This is a genomic window from Streptomyces sp. NPDC044044 (assembly GCF_056434405.1).
In genome coordinates, this window is record NZ_JBWKFG010000004.1 from 36941 (window position 1) to 51580 (window position 14640).

A 14640-nucleotide genomic window follows, 5' to 3' on the forward strand; every position below is an offset into this window, starting at 1 on the left:
GAATCAGATGGTGGGGCGGGGCTCCGGGTCCCTCGGCAGGCCGAGGAGCCGCTCCGCGACGACGTTCAGCTGCACCTGCGTGGTCCCGCCCGCGATGGTCAGGCAGCGCGACATCAGGAAGCCGTGCAGCGCGCGCTCCCCGGCGCCCTCGCGCACCGCGCCCGCCGGGCCGAGCAGTTCGAGTGCGAGCTCGGCGACCTTCTGCTGATGCGGGGTCTGCACGAGCTTGCGGACGGAGGCTCCGGCCCCCGGCTCCGCGCCCGCGACCTGCCGCATCGTCGTGCGCAGGCCGATGCAGGCGAGCGCGTGCGCCTCGGCCGCGAGCGCGCCGATCCGCGCGCGGTACGCGCCGTCGAGATCACCGGCGCGCCCGATGAGCGCTTCAAGGCCGGTGTCGAAGGTCAGCTGGTCGGCCATGTGGACGCGTTCGTTGCCCAGCGTGTGGCGCGCGACGCGCCAGCCGTCGTTCACCTCGCCGACGACCGCGTCGGCGGGCAGCAGAACGTCGTCGAAGTAGACCTCGTTGAAGAGGGAGTCCCCGGTGATCTCCTTCAGCGGGCGGATGTCGACGCCCTTGGCCCGCTTCATGTCGATGAGGAAGTACGTCAGACCCTTGTGCTTGGGGGCCTCGGGGTCCGTCCGGGCGAGCAGGATCCCGTGGTCGGCCCATTGCGCCGCGCTCGTCCACACCTTCTGCCCGTTGATCAGCCAGCCGCCCTCGACCCGTTCCGCCCTCGTCCGCAGCGACGCCAGGTCCGAACCCGCCCCGGGCTCGCTGAACAGCTGGCACCACAGCACCTCGCCCCTGAGCGTCGGCGCCAGGAACCGCTCCTGCTGCTCGCTCGTCCCGTACGCGATGAGCGAGGGCACCACCCAGGTGGCGATCCCGAGATCGCTGACGCGCACCCCGGCGGCCGCCAACTCCTGCTGTACGGCGAGCTGTTGGACGGGGCCCGCGCCGAGCCCGTACGGCTCGGGCAGATGTGGCGCCGCGTATCCGGTCGGCGCGAGCGCCTCGCGGGCGGCGGCCGGGTCGAGCCCCCGGGCCTGCGCGACGGCCTCGCGCGCCTGCTCCCGGTACGCCTCCGCCTCCCGGGGCAGCTCCATCCGCAGCTCGCGCCGCGCACCTCCCTCCGCGAGCCGCACCGCCCGCAGCCGGTGCGCGTCGCCGGCGCCGAGCAGCTGCCGGGCAACCAGCGACCTGCGCAGATACAGATGCGCGTCGTGCTCCCAGGTGAAACCGATGCCGCCGAGGAACTGGATGGCGTCCTTGGCGCAGGAGTACGCGGCGTCGAGCGCGCCACCGGCGGCGAGCGCGGCGACGAGTCCCCGCACCTCCGGGGGCTCACCGGCCGCCCGCGCCGCGTCCCAGGCGAGCGCCCGCGCCTGTTCGAGGCGCACCAGCATGTCCGCGCAGCCGTGCTTGACCGCCTGGAACTGCCCGATCGGCCGCCCGAACTGCTCCCGCACCTTGGCGTACTCGGTGGCGGTCCCGAGCGCCCAGGCCGCGACGCCGCACGCGTCGGCGGCGAACACGGCGCACGCCAGGTCCCGTACGAGCGCCGCGTCGACGTCGAGCACGCGCCCGGCCGGGACCTCGACCCCGTCCGCCGTCACCTCGGCGGTGGGCCGCGTCGGATCGGCGCCCTCCTGCGTACGCACGGTCAGCTCGGCCGCGTCGACGGCGAGCCACACGGTTCCGCGCGCGGACTCCGCGGCCAGGATCAGGAGGTCGGCGTCCGCCCCGGAGAGCACGGGCGGCGCGGTGCCGTCGAGGACGCAGCCGTCCGCCACGGACACCGCGGTGAGCGTGCCCGCGCCGAGTGCGACGGCGCCGATCCGCGCCCCGGACGCCAGCTCGGCGGCGAGGTCGCGGGCGCCGGCCCGGTGCAGCACGACCGAGGCGAGGGAGCTCGCCAGGTAGGGCCCCGGGAGCGCGGCCCGCCCGGCCTCCTCCAGGGCGACGGCGAGGTCCACGAGGTCGCCGCCACCGCCGCCGCACTCCTCGGGCAGGTGCACCGCGAGCAGGCCCTGCTCGGCGAGCCCGTCCCAGTGGGCGGGCCTGCCGCCACCGCCGGGCGGGGCGTCGAGCAGTTTGCGTATCTCCTCGGGCGGCACGGCGCGGGCGATCCAGCCGCGCACCGCCGACGCCAACTCCCGCTGTTCCTGCGTGATTCCGATGCCCATGCGCGTCCTCGCCGGTAGCAGCTTCCGGGACGGCGACAGACTAGAACACGTTCCAATCTGACGGAAGGTCAGATACGGGTCGGCTTCGCCACCGGCTTCACCGTCGACTGCACCACCGGCTTCACCGTCGACCGCGGGCGCCCACTCGGCCGCCCGTAAGCGCCCGGTTAACAACAGGTCAAGACTTCCCCTCGTACGACATCCGTCGGAATAGTCGCCTCGGGAAACAGGTTCGTATCCCACGTACCCCTGCCAGCTCCTGCACCGCCCCCGGAGGCCCCACGTAATGACGCAGTCGACGACCCACCAACGCGGCACCCGCGGAGTCGTCCCCGTACTCGCCTTCGCCGGCATCGTCGTCGCGGTGATGCAGACGCTCCTGGTGCCGGTCATCAAGGACCTGCCGACGCTGCTGAGCACCACGCCGTCGAACGCCACCTGGGTCATGACGGCGACCCTGCTCGCGGGCGCCGTGTCGACCCCGATCATGGGCCGCCTCGGCGACCTCTACGGCAAGCGCCGCATGCTCCTGACGAGCCTGGCCGTGATGGTCGTGGGATCCCTGATCTGCGGCTTCACCGACGACCTCGTCGTGATGATCGTCGGCCGCGCCCTCCAGGGCTTCGCGATGGGCGCCATCCCGCTCGGCATCGGCCTGATGCGCGACGAGCTGCCCCGCGAGAAGCTCGGCTCCGCGATGGCCCTGATGAGCTCGTCCATCGGCGTCGGCGGCGGCCTCGCGCTGCCGCTCGCGGCACTGACCGCGCAGCACGCCGACTGGCACGCCCTGTTCTTCGGCGCGGCGGGCCTCGGCGTCATATCGATGCTCCTGACCGTCCTCTTCGTGCCCGAGAGCACCGTGAAGGCGCAGGGCACCTTCGACGTGGCCGGCGCGCTCGGTCTCTCCGCGGGCCTCGTCCTCTTCCTCCTGCCCATCACCAAGGGCAGTGACTGGGGCTGGACCTCGGGCATGACCCTTGGCCTGTTCGCCGCCGCCGCGGTCGTCCTGGTCCTGTGGGGCGTGATGGAGCTGCGCCTGAAGGCGCCGCTGGTGGACCTGCGCACCACGGCCCGCCCCGCGGTCCTCTTCACCAACCTGGCCTCGATCATGGTCGGCGTCGCGTTCTACGCGATCTCCCTGGTCCTGCCCCAGCTCCTCCAGCTGCCGACCGCCACCGGCTACGGCCTGGGCCAGTCCATGGTCGTCGCGGGCCTGTGCGTGGCGCCGCTGGGCCTGACGATGATGTTCACGGCCCCGGTCTACGCCCGCCTGTCGGCGAAGTACGGCCCGAAGGTGACCCTCATCCTCGGCATGCTGATCATCGCGATCGGCTACGGCGCGGGCCTCGGCCTGATGAGCGCCGCCTGGCAGACGATCATCATCGCGGTCGTCGTCGGCGCGGGCATCGGCCTCGCCTACTCCTCGCTCCCCGCGCTGATCATCGGCGCGGTCGACCCTTCGGAGACGGGCGCGGCGAACGGCCTCAACACGTTGATGCGCTCGATCGGTACGTCGGTGTCGAGCGCCGTGATCGGCATGGTCCTCGCCAACACGGCGGACCACGTGGGCGGTGTCGCGATCCCCACGATGACGGGCTTCCGCACGTCGTTCCTGATCGCCACGGGCGCGGTGGCCCTCGGCCTCGTCTTCGCCCTGTTCCTGCCCTCCGCCCGCCGCTCGGTCAAGACCCAGCTCCGGGCCAGTAGCGAGGAGGACGCGAACCTGCGCGCCGCGACGGAGGCCCTTGCCGGTTTCCACGGCCGGGTCCTCAGCCCTTCCGGAGCGCCGGTCGCACGGGCGAAGGTGACGCTGATCGACCGCCGGGGGCGGCAGGCGGGGGCGGCGCTCACGGACGAGGGCGGGCGTTACTCGCTCTCCGTCCCCGGCGACGGCTCGTACGTCCTGGCCGCGACGGCCTCCGGGCATGCGCCGCTCGCGTCGGCGGCGGCGTATCGCGGGGGCGAGCGGGCGGTGGAGATGGATCTGCTGCTGCCGGGTGGGAGTGATGTGCTGGCGTAGGGGCGGTCCCCTACAAGTGGGCCTCGAACAAGATGGCCTCGAACTCCGGCCGGGCTGGAACTGTCCAGCCCGGCCGGAGTGTTTCAGCCCGTCCGGCGCTTGAGGACGAACTCGGCGGAGCCGGTGATGACGGCAGCCAAGGCTGCCGCTAGGCCCGCGGCGCGGCCTTCTCCAGCTCATCGATCGTCCCGGACATCACCGTCCGCAGATGCTCGGTCAGATGCTCCGCGGGCCAGTCCCACCAGGCCACGGCCAACAGCCGCGCAACCTCGTCCTCGCTGTACCGCGTACGAATCAGCTTCGCCGGATTCCCCCCGACCACCCCGTAGTCGGGCACGTCGTCCACGACGACCGACCCCGAAGCGATGACGGCACCGTGCCCGATCCGCACCCCGGGCATCACCATCACCCCGTACCCGAACCAGACATCGTTGCCGACAACGGTGTCCCCCCGCCCCGGCAGCCCACTGATCAGATCGAAGTGCTCGCTCCATGAGCCGCCCATGATGGGGAACGGGAAAGTCGAGGGCCCGTCCATCCGGTGATTCGCACCGTTCATGATGAACCGCACCCCCGTCCCGAACGCACAGAACTTCCCGATACGAAGCTTCTCGGGCCCGTAGTGGTAGAGGACATTCCGCGTCTCGAAGGCCGTCGCGTCATCCGGATCGTCGTAGTACGAGTACTCCCCCACCTCGATCAGCGGAGACTTCACCAGCGGCTTCAGAAGCACGACACGAGGCTGGTCCGGAAAGGGATGCAGCACTGTCGGATCGGCCGGTACACGTTGCATGGACAAGCGCCTTCCACTCCTCATTCACGTCCTCATTCACGGCCCCGCCTCGGTCAACGGCCAGGCCATGCGGCAGCATAGGGCGGCCCGCAGAACGAACCCACCCCTTTCCGACCTGGAGAAACCCATGACGGCCGCCCCCCAGCCCAAGCCGGAAATTCTCGCCGCCTTCGAAGCGGCCAAGGGCTTCATGCCGGCCGGTGAGGGCCTCGCCCTGTACGCGGCGGCGGCTGACGCGGCGGCGCTGGGGCTCCCGCTCCTGGAGGTCGGGACGTACTGCGGCCGCTCCACGATCCTGCTCGCCGACGCCGCCCGCGAGGCAGGCGTCACCGCGATCACCGTGGACCACCACCGCGGCAGCGAGGAGCAGCAGCCGGGCTGGGAGTACCACGACCCGGCGACGGTCGACCCGGAGGTCGGCCGGATGGACACCCTCCCGACCTTCCGCCGCACGCTGCACCACGCGGGCCTTGAGGAGCACGTGATCGCGATCGTCGGGCGCTCGCCGCAGGTCGCGAAGGCGTGGGGCGGACCGCTCGGTCTCGTCTTCATCGACGGCGGCCACACGGACGAGCACGCCACGGGCGACTACGAGGGCTGGGCGCCGCACATCGCCGAAGGCGGCCTGCTCCTGATCCACGACGTCTTCCCCGACCCCGCCGACATCATGACGGGCCAGGCCCCGTACCGCGTCTACCTCAGGGCACTGGAGTCCGGCGCGTTCACCGAGATCTCGGCAACCGACTCGCTGCGCGTCCTGCGGCGAACGGGACCGGGTATCTGACCTCGCATCACCCACGACAACGGCTACACGAGCGGAGAACGGCGTTGAGCAGCGCATGGCTCATCTACAGCGGAGCCCTGGTTGTGCTCCTGTCCGCGGTCCTCATGATGTTGATGGGCAGACCGGTGACACCTGCCTGGCGTGACACGGCGTCGATGGCCTGCGGCGTCATCACCTTCGCGGTCGTCTGCGCACTTGCCCTGCTCCTCGGCGCACCGGCCCAGGTCGCCGTCCCGGGGGCATGCTTCTGGATGGCGGGTGCCATCACCAGCACGAACGTGGTGCGCGGCCGTATCGGCTCACCCGGCTGACGTCTCGCGCGGCCGTCTCGCGCCGCCCGGCGTCCGCGATCCACCCCCAGGGACCCTGCGGCGTACATGAACGGCCCGTAAGGTGGCTGTCGTGTCGTACGTAGGCCCGGACAGCCAGCCCCCTCGCCCGCCCCGCCGTTTCAGCGGCGGCCCCCTCACCGTGACGCTCGCCGCGTTGGTGCCGACGTGCCTTGCGGGGTGGCTCATTTACGAGGCGACGAGCGGTCCCGGGGGGAGCGAGCCCCCGAGAACGCTCCCCTCCACGAGCCAGTCCGCGCAGGGCTCGGCGTCCGCCGCGCCGTCCCCCTCGAGGCCCGAGAAGGACGGCAAGGACGGCAAGGACGACAAGGACGACAAGGACGACAAGGGCAAGGGAGAGGAAGCCGACAGCAAGCCGAGCACGACGAAGCCGCCGAAGTCGTCGAGCCGCCCCGCCGCCTCCGGGCCCCTCAAGGGCAAGGTCGTCGTCGTCGACCCCGGCCACAACCTGGGCAACGGCAAGCACACGGCCGAGATCAACCGCCTGGTGAACGTCGGCACGCACCGCAAGGAGTGCGACACCACCGGCACCTCCACCAACAACGGTTACAGCGAGGCCCAGTTCACCCTCGACGTCTCGCGCCGCCTGCGCACGCTGCTGGAGAAGCAGGGCGCCACGGTCAAGTTCACCCAGGACGGCGACCGCCCCTGGGGCCCCTGCGTCGACGAGCGCGCCCGCATCGGCAACAACGCCCACGCGGACGCCGTCGTCTCCGTGCACGCGGACGGCTCGGCGGCGGGCAACCGCGGCTTCCACGTGATCCTGCCCGCGTCGGTGAAGTCAGGCAGTGCGGACACCTCCAAGATCGTCGTCCCGTCGCGCGACTTGGGCGAGCGCATCGCGGGCAAGTTCCTGAGCGCGACGGGCAGCGCCCCGTCCAACTACATCGGTGACGGCACGGGACTCGACGTACGCAAGGATCTGGGCGGCCTCAACCTCTCCACCGTCCCCAAGGTCTTCATCGAGTGCGGCAACATGCGGGACACGAAGGACGAGGCGTTGGTCACCAGCGGCGCCTGGCGGCAGAAGGCGGCACAGGGGATCTCTGACGGAATCGTGAGCTTTCTGCGCGGATAACGGGTTGGTCGGCCGGGGATAACGGGTCGGTACGTCTTTATCCCGAGCAGACACCCCACCCGTGTGAACGATAATGTCCTCCGTACGATGGGGGGCCATCCCCGCGCTTTGCGCCGCGACCTGGGGCGAGCGACGCCTCCACCGACGAGACGACTTACGAAGGACCTGAAGTGAATATCCGCTCTCTCACTCGAGGCGACGGCGTGGTGATCGGGGCAGCGGTGTTGCTCTTCATCGCATCGTTCCTCGACACCCTTGACGCCGACGGCGGCGACAGCGACAAGCTTCCCAACGCCTGGGAGAACGGCAACCTGCTGCTGAGCGTGTACCTGCTCGGGATCATCGGTGCCGCGCTCATCGTCGTGGGCCGTTCGCTCCCGCAGCCGCGCAAGGTCGCGGGCCTCGACCTCGGTCAGCTCGGTGTCGCCTTCACCATTGCCGCCGCTTGGAGCTCGCTCGGTGCGATCTTCGACGCCGACCAGTCCTACGGCTTCTTCTTCGACAGCAGCCTGGGCGGCGGCTCCGGCGGTCCCGAGGCCGGTATCGGCCTCATCCTCGGCCTGATCGCCGCCCTGATTCTGGCCGCCGCGGCGGTTGCGACCGCGCTGGTCCCGGCCCTGAAGGCGCCCCTCATGGGCGCCCCGCGCCCCGCCGCCCCCCAGCCCTACGGCGGCCAGCCGCAGGGTGGGTACGGGTACCCCGGTGCGCAGGGCCAGCCGCAGCCGTACGGCGCCCAGCCCGGTCAGCCCCAGCAGGGTCAGCCCTACGGCGCCCAGCCGGGTCAGCCGCAGCCGGGGCAGCAGACGCCGCCTCCCGGACAGGCGCAGGCCACCGGTGACTTCTCACCGTTCTGGTTCGCCGTGCCGGTGCCGCGTCCGCTGTACGCGGAGGACGGTTCGCCGACGCCGATCGCCGAACTGGCGCCCGGCACCTGGTACTTGGCGGTCGAGCAGCGTGGCCCCGGCCTGGTGGCCCAGACGCAGGACGGCCGTCGTGGCGTGCTGCAGGACACCACGGGGATCCAGCGAGGCTGATCTCCGACGCATGACGCACCTCGCGGCCCCTCGCCCTTCCGGGCGGGGGGCCGTTGTCGTACAGTCGCCACCCTGCACTGAACTGACGGGGCGTCAGAACGGATCGAGGGGTTGCGCATGCGCCTGGGACTCGCACTCGGCTACTGGGGGCGCGGCCCCGACCCCGGGCACGTGGCACTCGCCCAGGAGGCCGAGCGGCTCGGATACGACTCCGTGTGGACGGCGGAGGCATGGGGCTCCGACGCCTTCACTCCGCTCACCTGGATCGCGGCGCAGACCTCACGGATCAAGCTGGGCACGGCGGTCGTGCAGATGGCGGCGCGCTCGCCGGTGACGACCGCGATGCACGCGCTGACCCTGGACCACCTGTCCGGCGGGCGGATGATGCTGGGGCTCGGGCTGTCCGGGCCGCAGGTGGTGGAGGGGTGGTACGGGCGGGCGTTCCCCAAGTCACCGCTGACCGCCACGCGGGAGTACGTCGACGTGATCCGCCAAGTGCTGCGGCGCGAGGGGCCGGTGGCCCTGGACGGCCGCTTCCACTCGCACCCGTACCGGGGGGACGACGGGAGCGGTCTGGGCAAGCCCCTGAAGCCGATCACGCATCCGCTGCGGGCGGACCTGCCGGTGCTTCTGGGCGCGGAGGGGCCGAAGAACATCGCGCAGACAGCGCGGATCGCGGACGGGTGGCTGCCGCTGTACTGGTCGCCGATGCGGTCCGATGTGTACGAGGCGTCGCTGGCGGATGCGCCGGACGGATTCATCGTCGCACCCATGGCGCGGGCGAAGATCTGCGACGACGTGGCGGAGGGCTTGCTTCCGGTCAAGGCGATGCTGGGGTTCTATATCGGCGGAATGGGGCACTCCGCGCGAAACTTTCATGCGGATCTGATGGCGCGGATGGGGTTCGAGGAGGAGGCGCGGCGGATCCAGGAGCTGTTTCTGGCGGGGCGCCGGGAGGAGGCCGTCCTGGCCGTGCCGGACCAGTTCGCCGATGAGATCTCACTGGTGGGGCCTCGGGAACGGATCGCGGAGCGGCTTGAGTTGTGGCGCAAGGGTCCCGTGACGGATCTGCTCGTGTTGGCCCCGGACGCCCAGACGTTGCGGGTGCTGGCGGAGTTGAACGGATAGGGAGGGCGATCCGGGCTGGCTAGTTCCAGCCCGCCCGGCCTTCGAGGACGAACTCGGCGGAGCCGGTGATTGACGGTGCCCGAGGCTCCGGAGCCAGGCTCAGCCCTTCGCCAGCTCCCCCGCCGACGGCACCTTGTCCTTGACCTCCGCGCCCGCACTCTTGCCCGCGTCCTTCACCGAGTTGATGACGTCGTCGAAGGAGTTCACGACCGAGTCCGTCGAGTCCCCCTTGCGGAGCTTCGAGGGGAGGTCCTTCAGCGCGTCGATCCCGGCGGTCAGCGGAGCCACCGCCTTGGCCAGCGTCGGGTCGCCCTGAGCGTTCTTCGTGGCCGCCTTCAGGCGGTTGTAGGCGAGCGTTCCCGCGAGCCCGGCCTTGATCAGGGCGAACTTCCGCCCGTCGGCGCCCTTCTTGAACTTCCCCGCGCGGAAGGGCTTCACGATCCACTGGTAGGTCGCCCCGGCCGCGATCCCCGCGTTCGCCACGAACCGCGTCTTGGCGAACTTCTGCTTCTCCGCGGAGCTGGAGGACGACGGCGCGGACGCCGCGTCGGCGTCGTCACCGCCGCACCCCGTCAGCCCCGCGAGCAGGGCCCCGCACAGCACAGGGGCGACGAGGGACCGGCGTACGGCCGCGGCGGAGAGCAACACGAGGGACCTCCCGGGGTGGACAGCTCTCCCGGCAGCCTCACCCCGCACGGCGCGCCCCGCCACCTGGACGAGCCCGTACGGGTTTCAGCCAGGCTCAACCAGGTACACGGAAGCCATGGCGACCAGAAGCGCACGTGGCAGTACAGCAGCGAGGGTCATAGTCATCGTCGCTGACGTGATGGCCATCATCCTCGGCCTGTGGATCCTCATGTACCTGTTGGACGCGAACCGCGCCAACGACCTCGTCCAGTTCATTCACGACGTGGCCCGCTGGCTGGCCGGCTGGTCCCACGACCTGTTCACGTTCGACGAGGCATGGGCACGCGTCGTCTGTGGCTACGGCCTGGCGGCCCTGGTCTACGTCTTCGTGGGCCACGCCATCGCCGGACGCCTCCGGCGCTACTGACCCCCCGCAGCCGTCCCGCAGCACTCCGGCGCGAGGCCCACCGGCAGGCGTTCTCCCGAGAACACCGCGCAGGTGGCCTCGTCGCCGCCGAGTGCCGCCACCGCGAGCAGCAGCGAACCCGCCGTCCACGTCGTCAGTTCCTCGGGCCAGACCGCCTCGTCGTCGAAGACGTAGCCCGTCCAGTAGAGGCCCGACTCCGGGTCGCGCAGGTGCTGGATCGACTGGAGGATCTCCAGGGCTCGGTCGGACTCCCCCAGGACCCAGAGCGCCAGGGCCAGTTCGGCGCTCTCGCCGCCCGTCACCCAGTTGTTGGGGATGACGCAGCGCACGCCGAGGTCAGGCACCACGAAGCGGTCCCAGCCGTCCTCCATGCGGGACTTGGCCTCCGCGCCCGTCAGCGCGCCGCCGAGCACCGGGTAGTACCAGTCCATCGAGTAGCGGTCCTTGTCCAGGAAGCGCTCGGGATGGCTGCGTATCGCATGGGCCAGCGCGCCCGTCGACAGCTCCCAGTCCGGCTGCGGTTCCTCGCGCTGCTCGGCGATCGCCAGGGCGCAGCGCAGCGCCTGGTGGATCGATGAACTGCCCGTCAGGAGCGCCTCGTTGACCGGCGTCCCGTCCGGCTCGCGCTTCCAGCCGATCTGGCCGCCCGGCTGCTGCAGCGCCAGGACGAACTCCACCGCCGCCACCACCGTCGGCCACAGGCGGTCCAGGAAGGTGTCGTCGCCGGTCGAGAGGTAGTGGTGCCAGACGCCCACGGCGATGTACGCGCAGAAGTTGGTCTCGCGGCCCCGGTCCGTCACGTCGTGCGGATCCCCGTCGGCGTACGCCGCGTACCAGGATCCGTCCGGGTTCTGGTGCCGTGCCAGCCAGTCGTAGGCGCGGGCCGCCGCCGCGTGCTCGCCCGCCGCGTCCAGGGCCATGGCGGCCTCGGTGTGGTCCCAGGGGTCGAGATGGTGGCCGCGGAACCACGGGATCGCGCCGTCCTCGCGCTGGACGGCCAGGATTCCGCGGACCGTGCGATTCGCCTGATCGGCCGTCAGAACGCCCGGCAGGACCAGGTGTTCCGTCCGCTCCGGGCTCGTCACGCTTCGGTCTTCGCGTCGGTCTTCGGCAGATGCGGCTTCGTCGCGTACGCCACGAAACTCTTGCCCACGACCGGGTTGAGCAGCTGTTCCGCCACCTTCGTGGCCAGCGGTTTCTTCATGATGTCCCAGACCAGGAGCTTGTGGTACGCCCTGACCGGCAGCGCCTTGTCGTTGTCCACGCCGAACGCGCACTTCAGCCACCAGTACGGCGCGTGCAGGGCGTGCGCGTGGTGCGTGCCGTACGGCTTCAGGCCCGCTTCCCGCATCCTGCCGAGGAGTTCGTCCGCCTTGTAGATGCGGATGTGGCCGCCCTCGACCTCGTGATAGGCGTCCGAAAGGGCCCAGCAGATCTTCTCCGGGCCGTAGCGCGGGACGGTGACCGCGATGCGGCCGCCCGGCTTCAGGACGCGGACCATCTCGGCGAGCACACCCTTGTCGTCGGGGATGTGCTCCATCACCTCGGAGATGATCACGACGTCGAACGAGGCGTCGGGGAACGGCAGGTTGAGCGCGTCGCCCTCCATCGCGGTGGCGGTCGCGCCCGCCGGTGCCTCGCCCGCCTCCTTCATCGCGGCGAACCACTTGGCGACCTCGCGGATCTCCTCGGCGTTCTGGTCGAGGGCCACCACCTGGGCCCCCCGCCGGTAACACTCGAAGGCGTGCCGGCCCGCGCCGCAGCCCAGGTCCAGGACGCGGTCGCCCGCGGCGAGCGGGAAGCGGGTGAAGTCGACGGTCAGCATCAGCGATGGCTCCCGGAGTACGTCGGGGTGGTGGCCGGGGGGCGGCCGGATTGCGGGGCCGCGTTTTTTCCGGCGATCGCCGCGCGGTACAGCTCTGCGGTGCCCTGGGCGGCGCGGGCCCAGGTGAATTTGGCGAGCACGCGCTCGCGTCCCGCCGCGCCGAGGCGGGCCCGCAGCTCGCGGTCGCCGAGCAGCCTGCTCAGGCCCGCGGCGAGCGCGCCGGGGTCGGCAGGCGGCACGGCGAGGCAGGTCTCGCCGTCCGGGCCCGCGACCTCCGGGATCGCGCCGCCGGTCGTCGCGAGCAGCGGCGTACCCGTCGCCATCGCCTCGGCCGCGGGGAGCGAGAAGCCCTCGTAGAGCGAAGGGACGCAGGCGACCTCGGCGGAGCGGACGAGGTCCACGAGCTCCGCGTCGGTGATGCCCTTGACGAACTCGATGGCGTCGGCGAGGCCGTACTTCTCGATCGCCTGCGCCACCGGCCCGTCCTCGGCACGCTTGCCGACGACGACGAGATGAGCAGCGGGGTTCTCGGCGCGGACCTTGGCCAGCGCCTCGACGAGGTGGATGAGGCCCTTGAGCGGGACGTCGGCGCTGGACGTCGTGACGATCCGGCCCGGCACCTCGGGGATCGCGGGATCCGGCGAGAAGAGGTCGGTGTCGGCGCCGATGTGCACGACGTTGATGCGGTCGTCGCGTACGCCGAGGTGGTCGATGATCTCCTGGCGCGACGTGCCGGAGACGGTGAGCACGGAGGGCAGACGGCGGGCCACGCGCTTTTGCATGCGGGTGAACGCGTACCAGCGGCGCACGGACATGCGGCGGCGCCAGCTGGGGGCCGCCTCCAGGTCCAACCGGCGGTCCACGGTGATGGGGTGGTGGATCGTCGAGACCAGCGGCGCGCCGAGGTCGCCCAACAGGCCGTAGCCAAGGGTCTGGTTGTCGTGCACGACGTCGAACTCGCCCCGCCTGGCCCGCAGATGGCGCCGGGCGCGCAGGCTGAACGTCGCGGGCTCGGGGAAGCCGCCGGTCCACATCGTCGCCACTTCGAGCGCGTCGACCCAGTCGCGGTACTCGTCACGCCGGGGCGTACGGAAGGGGTCGGGCGAGCGGTAGAGGTCGAGGCTCGGGAGCTCGGTGAGCTTGAGGCCTTCGAGACCCTCGTCCAGGACGGGGTAGGGCTGTGCGCCGATCACTTCGACGCTGTGGCCCAGGCGGGCCAGCTCGCGTGAGAGATGACGTACGTAGACGCCCTGTCCCCCGCAGAACGGGTTTCCCTTGTACGTGAGGAGAGCGATGCGCAACGGACGGTCACCATCGGCGTCCGACCCCGTCCGGGGGCCCGCCTCCATGGCCTCAGCGGTCACTCTCGGCCCCCTTCTCCCTGCGGTTGTCCGCGAGGTTACGCCGGGACGGTAATCTAGAACAAGTTTCAGACTTGATCGCTGAATGATCGCTGAACGAGCTTTGAATCTACCGGCAGGTAGCCGCGCTGTAAGGCCCGGATCAGGTGATTCGCGCCACGACGGGTGCCCTGCCATGCTGGCCCACCACATGACCGGACCCGCACGACGGAACAACGGGACATATGACAGCGGAAGCCAAGGCAGCGGAAGTCGCGGCAGCTGACCCGGCGTCGCCGCCCCTGACCGAACGGCAGGAGGCGCGCCGGCGCCGCATCCTGCACGCAAGCGCCCAACTCGCGAGCAGGGGCGGGTTCGACGCGGTGCAGATGCGCGAGGTCGCCGAGTCCTCCAGCGTCGCCCTCGGCACGCTGTACCGCTACTTCCCCTCCAAGGTGCATCTCCTGGTCGCCACCATGCAGGACCAGCTGCAGCACATGCACACGACGATCCGTAAGCGTCCGCCCGCCGGTGAGACGCCCGCCGAGCGGTGCGCCGAGACGCTGATGCGGGCCTTCCGTGCCCTGCAGCGCGAGCCGCATCTGGCGGACGCCATGGTCAGGGCCCTGACCTTCGCCGACCGCTCCGTGAGCCCCGAGGTGGACACGGTCTCGCGGCTGACCACGGCGATCATCCTGGACGCGATGGGCCTGGAGGACGCGCCGACCCCCGAGCAGCTCTCCGCGGTCCGGGTCATCGAGCACACCTGGCACTCCGCGCTGATCACCTGGCTCTCGGGCCGGGCCTCGATCGCACAGGTCAAGATCGACATCGAGATGGTGTGCCGCCTGATCGACCTGACGACTCCCGAGCCCTCGTAGCGCGTCGTCCGTCGCTCGCGGCCCGTCACTCGCCGTACGTCACTCACAGCCCGTCGCAGATTGCCGGGGATCTCGCCGCTCGCAACCCCTCAATCGGTGCACAGGGGGCGCACACCCGCCTGGCAATTGCGCCCCTGAGCCTCTCCTGGTCCCGCTTGGCCAGTTC

Annotated in this window: 14 protein-coding genes; 8 read left to right on the forward strand and 6 right to left on the reverse strand. The window is 71.0% G+C overall.

From position 1 onward, the window contains the following. Positions 1–3: 3 nt before the first annotated feature. Positions 4–2187: an acyl-CoA dehydrogenase gene (locus AC07AG_RS15915; RefSeq protein ID WP_478755664.1), complete on the reverse strand. Its 2184-nt coding sequence runs from the start codon at positions 2185–2187 to the stop codon at positions 4–6. Between the two features lie 286 nt (positions 2188–2473). Here AC07AG_RS15915 and AC07AG_RS15920 point away from each other — a divergent pair, with 286 nt between their 5' ends. Then, positions 2474–4207: an MFS transporter gene (locus AC07AG_RS15920; RefSeq protein ID WP_478755666.1), complete on the forward strand. Its 1734-nt coding sequence runs from the start codon at positions 2474–2476 to the stop codon at positions 4205–4207. A gap of 148 nt (positions 4208–4355) precedes the next feature. Here the strand turns inward: AC07AG_RS15920 and AC07AG_RS15925 are convergent, their stop codons facing one another. Further along, positions 4356–5000, reverse strand: coding sequence for a CatB-related O-acetyltransferase (locus AC07AG_RS15925; protein ID WP_478755668.1), 645 nt, complete (start codon positions 4998–5000; stop codon positions 4356–4358). 127 nt (positions 5001–5127) lie between these two features. On the opposite strand from AC07AG_RS15925, the gene AC07AG_RS15930 reads away from it, so the two are divergent. From AC07AG_RS15930 to AC07AG_RS15950, 5 genes are all read left to right on the forward strand, one after another. Next, complete coding sequence (locus tag AC07AG_RS15930) at positions 5128–5784, forward strand: class I SAM-dependent methyltransferase (RefSeq protein WP_478755670.1); 657 nt, start codon at positions 5128–5130, stop codon at positions 5782–5784. Positions 5785–5828: 44 nt separating this feature from the next. Next, a complete protein-coding gene (locus tag AC07AG_RS15935; protein WP_478755672.1) occupies positions 5829–6095 on the forward strand; it encodes a hypothetical protein in 267 nt (88 codons plus the stop codon). 91 nt (positions 6096–6186) lie between these two features. Beyond that, a complete protein-coding gene (locus AC07AG_RS15940) occupies positions 6187–7212 on the forward strand; it encodes an N-acetylmuramoyl-L-alanine amidase (protein ID WP_478755674.1) in 1026 nt (341 codons plus the stop codon). 170 nt (positions 7213–7382) lie between these two features. Then, positions 7383–8246 (forward strand): hypothetical protein, encoded by an 864-nt coding sequence (locus tag AC07AG_RS15945; RefSeq protein WP_478755676.1) that lies wholly within the window; start codon positions 7383–7385, stop codon positions 8244–8246. A 117-nt stretch (positions 8247–8363) separates the two neighbouring features. Further along, positions 8364–9374, forward strand: coding sequence for an LLM class F420-dependent oxidoreductase (locus AC07AG_RS15950; RefSeq protein ID WP_478755678.1), 1011 nt, complete (start codon positions 8364–8366; stop codon positions 9372–9374). A gap of 99 nt (positions 9375–9473) precedes the next feature. Here AC07AG_RS15950 and AC07AG_RS15955 read toward each other — a convergent pair whose 3' ends face one another. Further along, complete coding sequence (locus tag AC07AG_RS15955) at positions 9474–10019, reverse strand: hypothetical protein (RefSeq protein WP_478756285.1); 546 nt, start codon at positions 10017–10019, stop codon at positions 9474–9476. 118 nt (positions 10020–10137) lie between these two features. Here AC07AG_RS15955 and AC07AG_RS15960 point away from each other — a divergent pair, with 118 nt between their 5' ends. Further along, positions 10138–10428 carry a hypothetical protein gene (locus AC07AG_RS15960; protein ID WP_478755680.1) on the forward strand — a complete coding sequence of 97 codons (291 nt, stop codon included), beginning with the start codon at positions 10138–10140 and terminating at the stop codon, positions 10426–10428. On the opposite strand, the gene AC07AG_RS15965 is transcribed toward AC07AG_RS15960, so the two are convergent. The 3 genes from AC07AG_RS15965 to AC07AG_RS15975 are packed head-to-tail and all read right to left on the reverse strand — an operon-like array spanning position 10422 to position 13617. Continuing rightward, complete coding sequence (locus AC07AG_RS15965; protein ID WP_478755682.1) at positions 10422–11513, reverse strand: prenyltransferase/squalene oxidase repeat-containing protein; 1092 nt, start codon at positions 11511–11513, stop codon at positions 10422–10424. The genes AC07AG_RS15960 and AC07AG_RS15965 overlap by 7 nt on opposite strands. Beyond that, positions 11510–12253, reverse strand: a complete 744-nt coding sequence (locus AC07AG_RS15970; protein WP_361046074.1) for a class I SAM-dependent methyltransferase — start codon at positions 12251–12253, stop codon at positions 11510–11512. The genes AC07AG_RS15965 and AC07AG_RS15970 overlap by 4 nt, the downstream gene beginning before the upstream one ends. Then, entirely contained in the window at positions 12253–13617 is a 1365-nt protein-coding gene (locus tag AC07AG_RS15975) for a glycosyltransferase family 4 protein (protein ID WP_478755684.1), read from the reverse strand. The genes AC07AG_RS15970 and AC07AG_RS15975 overlap by 1 nt, the downstream gene beginning before the upstream one ends. A 221-nt stretch (positions 13618–13838) precedes the next feature. Between AC07AG_RS15975 and AC07AG_RS15980 the strand changes: the two genes are divergently transcribed. Next, on the forward strand, positions 13839–14474 hold the full coding sequence (locus tag AC07AG_RS15980; protein ID WP_478755686.1) for a TetR family transcriptional regulator: 636 nt from the start codon (positions 13839–13841) through the stop codon (positions 14472–14474). Positions 14475–14640 lie beyond the last annotated feature (166 nt).

What these genes read in the sequence shown, in the direction of transcription:
- AC07AG_RS15915 (WP_478755664.1), bottom strand. Translation starts at nt 2,187, where the DNA reads ATGGGCATCGGAATCACGCAGGAACAGCGGGAGTTGGCGTCGGCGGTG.
- AC07AG_RS15920 (WP_478755666.1), top strand. Translation starts at nt 2,474, where the DNA reads ATGACGCAGTCGACGACCCACCAACGCGGCACCCGCGGAGTCGTCCCC.
- AC07AG_RS15925 (WP_478755668.1), bottom strand. Translation starts at nt 5,000, where the DNA reads ATGCAACGTGTACCGGCCGATCCGACAGTGCTGCATCCCTTTCCGGAC.
- AC07AG_RS15930 (WP_478755670.1), top strand. Translation starts at nt 5,128, where the DNA reads ATGACGGCCGCCCCCCAGCCCAAGCCGGAAATTCTCGCCGCCTTCGAA.
- AC07AG_RS15950 (WP_478755678.1), top strand. Translation starts at nt 8,364, where the DNA reads ATGCGCCTGGGACTCGCACTCGGCTACTGGGGGCGCGGCCCCGACCCC.
- AC07AG_RS15960 (WP_478755680.1), top strand. Translation starts at nt 10,138, where the DNA reads ATGGCGACCAGAAGCGCACGTGGCAGTACAGCAGCGAGGGTCATAGTC.
- AC07AG_RS15970 (WP_361046074.1), bottom strand. Translation starts at nt 12,253, where the DNA reads ATGCTGACCGTCGACTTCACCCGCTTCCCGCTCGCCGCGGGCGACCGC.
- AC07AG_RS15980 (WP_478755686.1), top strand. Translation starts at nt 13,839, where the DNA reads ATGACAGCGGAAGCCAAGGCAGCGGAAGTCGCGGCAGCTGACCCGGCG.